The 2,959-nt window shown below is 45.5% G+C and carries 3 protein-coding genes; 2 read left to right on the plus strand and 1 reads right to left on the minus strand.

All coding sequences use genetic code 11. The features are described 5' to 3' along the window. Window positions 1-102: 102 nt before the first annotated feature. Window positions 103-891, minus strand: coding sequence for an ATP-binding protein (locus NC99_RS05350; protein ID WP_053180628.1), 789 nt, complete (start codon window positions 889-891; stop codon window positions 103-105). A gap of 696 nt (window positions 892-1,587) precedes the next feature. Here NC99_RS05350 and NC99_RS05355 point away from each other — a divergent pair. Both NC99_RS05355 and NC99_RS05360 read left to right on the plus strand, forming a co-directional pair. Beyond that, window positions 1,588-2,376, plus strand: coding sequence for an FkbM family methyltransferase (locus NC99_RS05355; protein WP_162231150.1), 789 nt, complete (start codon window positions 1,588-1,590; stop codon window positions 2,374-2,376). 121 nt (window positions 2,377-2,497) lie between these two features. Beyond that, window positions 2,498-2,938 carry a hypothetical protein gene (locus NC99_RS05360; RefSeq protein WP_053180633.1) on the plus strand — a complete coding sequence of 147 codons (441 nt, stop codon included), beginning with the start codon at window positions 2,498-2,500 and terminating at the stop codon, window positions 2,936-2,938. Window positions 2,939-2,959 lie beyond the last annotated feature (21 nt).

Genomic DNA, 2,959 nt, shown 5'->3' on the forward strand with positions numbered 1-2,959 from the left:
GTTGTCGTATGTCAATACTTTTTGTGAAACTCATCTCAACCAAAATAACCTTAAAATCCGCTAATCCTTTGGGCTTGCCACACCGTAGTTTGTCCCGAACACTCAGGACGCATCTACCGGTCCCTCCCTTTTCGGGCGCTTGGGAGCGAATTCCTCCAATGCCCTTCGCCGCTCTTCTTCGGCCATTTGCACCACGCCCTGCCTGAAAATATTTTTCCGTATCTGGTTGCGTTCATTCAACATCACAAACAAACCTCCGTTCTTCGCGCCGCCAGCCGCTTTCTTTTCTCCCGGCTCGGCTCCAGCCAGCGCCGAATTCTCCGCCAAACGCGGGAACATAATGGCCGAAGCCGGACAGGTTCTTCCGCAGGCCGGGCAATTATTTTTGCAAGCCAATGGATTCACGACGGTCAAACTTCTTTTATCGAACGAGTAAACCCCAAACATACAAAAGCGGGCACATTGTCCGCAAAGGGTACAGCGCGATTCGTCAATCACCGGAAACCAGGCCGGAACATCCAGCTCGCTGGTTTGAACCTGGTATCGAGCCTCGCCGGACGCTAACTGATAAGTGTCCGTCAGTTTTTCAAGAATCTGTTCCGTTGAAAGCTCCTTGAAATTCAAAAACTCAAATCCATCAAGCTCAATTCCGGCTTGCCGAAGCATGTTTTCCACAGCCCTCGAATAGCAAGCCACCACCAACTTTCGATCATACTTTTCTCCAATCGACTGCAACACATCCTTTTCATGGACCGAAAGGGCACACAAATCGCGCAGCTCGTACACATCGGCATCCAACTGCTGAAACGCGTTGGCCAGTTGGTCGGTCTTTTCATTGGAAATGACACCAGCTCCACAGCGACAAAAAAGAATACAGGTATTTTGACTCATCCAAGTTTTTCAATTGAATGAGCTAAATAAATTAAAATCTGCTCAATTGGGAAATTCATGCTGTACTTCTACGACAGCATTAACAAGTTTTTACAAATTGGGGGGCTCCCTTAACGTCCGGCAACTGACTCAGTCGACATGAAGCAGCAGCGCTGCGGTATATTTATAGGCACCTGGGTATCGATGAATTCAAAGGTACAGCGCACCGAAACTACTAATCATCAAAAAAAATCAAAGAATGCTACCGGCATGATGCAAATTACAGTTTTGTGTTCTCCCTAACCTAATCATTCTCCTACAACCAGCGCCAACCGGTATTTTTTGATGCGAAACGCTAAAAGCCGTAGCGAAACACATCCGACCACAGCAAAATGAATCTAACGGGTGCGAAACGCGGTCCAAGCTCGTCGGATCCATTTCGCTATGGTTTTTGGCACTTTCCCCTGGGATGATTGCATTCCGCTACGGATTCTTGCGTTTTTCCATGAGATGATCCTATTCTGCAGCGGTCGTATTTCTCTCCGCAAAGTTTTCCCTGGCTTCGCAACAGTGCGGTTTATACAGTCAGCCAAATATCAAGGACTTCAAAGCTTACTTCTATTCAAAGCCAAAGGAAATAGTATATTTGCAAAACGGGCAGTTGCAAAACAAAAATGCCCGAATGGCTATTCACAAAAAACAGAATCAAATCAACCAATGAAGAAAATTGGCTCCCTCATCCGAACGATACTTTTCCGTTCGCTTTCCCTCGAAAACTACCTGATGGTATTGAGCAAAGCATATTTTTTCGCTTTCAACACGGGTATTCTAAAACTCAGCAAATCGTTTGAATATCCGTACTTCATCAAACATTTGATCAAACCCGGTGATGTGGTACTCGATATTGGCGCCAACCTGGGCTACCTTACGGTGCTTTTTTCGAAATTGGTGGGCGAAACCGGGAAGGTGCATGCCGTTGAACCGGTTGGCCCGGTGCGCAATGTGCTCCGTCAAAACACCAAACGGCTGAAGAATATTCAGATCTACCCGTTCGCGCTGGGTGCTGAAAACACAACCATCCAACTTGGAAATAACACCCGGATTAAAAAAGGCTACATGGGATCGGGTTCGCATTTTGTTTTAGAAAACAATGCTGCCCTTGGCCTTGGAATCGATATTGTATCGGAAGCTGAAATGCGGCGGGGAAGCCAATTGTTCCGCGGTCTGGATCAACTCCACTTCGTAAAATGCGATATTGAAGGTTTTGAAACCGTTGTTCTGCCGGAAATGAAATCGCTGATCAACCGGTTTAAGCCAATTTTATTGGTGGAAACGGCCGGCGCCAAAAGAAAACAGATGCTCGATTTTTTTAGCAGAAACGGTTTCGAAGCTTTTGTTCTTGACGACGGCAAACTGCTGTCGACCAATGAAAAAGAATCGCGCGATATTGTGTTCATTCACAGCGACAAACTCAACAATACAATTAACAAATACATTCACAGATAATTAGCACTTTGCGTCACGCTTCCGCTCATTTTGTAATGGACAACGCACAGCCGGTTCAGACAGATATTTTCAACCAAAAGGCCGGGTAAACGTTTAAGGAGAATAATTTAAAACTGAAAACATGTACACAGGATTTCTACATTTACACAATACCTTGCGCTGGTTGGTTTTAGTGGTGGCCCTCATTACCCTTGCAAAATATTTCATGGCTTGGTTTAGTCACAACCGATGGAAAAAGTCAGACAATCTGCTGGGTGTTATTTTTACAGCAGTGATGGATGTGCAGTTGGTTGTTGGCCTGGCGCTCTACTTTTTTATCAGTCCAATCACCAAAGCAGCCTTTCAGAATATAGGTGCAGCAATGAAAAACGCAGAATTGCGCTTTTACTTGGTGGAGCATTTCCTTTTGATGCTTATTGCCGTGGTGTTGGTTCATATTGGTCGCAGCAAATCGAAAAAGGCCACGGTACCACGAAAAAAGTTTGGAGTCGCACTGGTGTACTTCTCCATTGCCTACATCCTTTTATTGGTTGGTATTCCGTGGGGAAGGGTTATCATGTAGGTTTCCTCCCAACAGAAAAAA

The organism is Sunxiuqinia dokdonensis, from assembly GCF_001270965.1.
GTDB lineage: Bacteria > Bacteroidota > Bacteroidia > Bacteroidales > Prolixibacteraceae > Sunxiuqinia > Sunxiuqinia dokdonensis.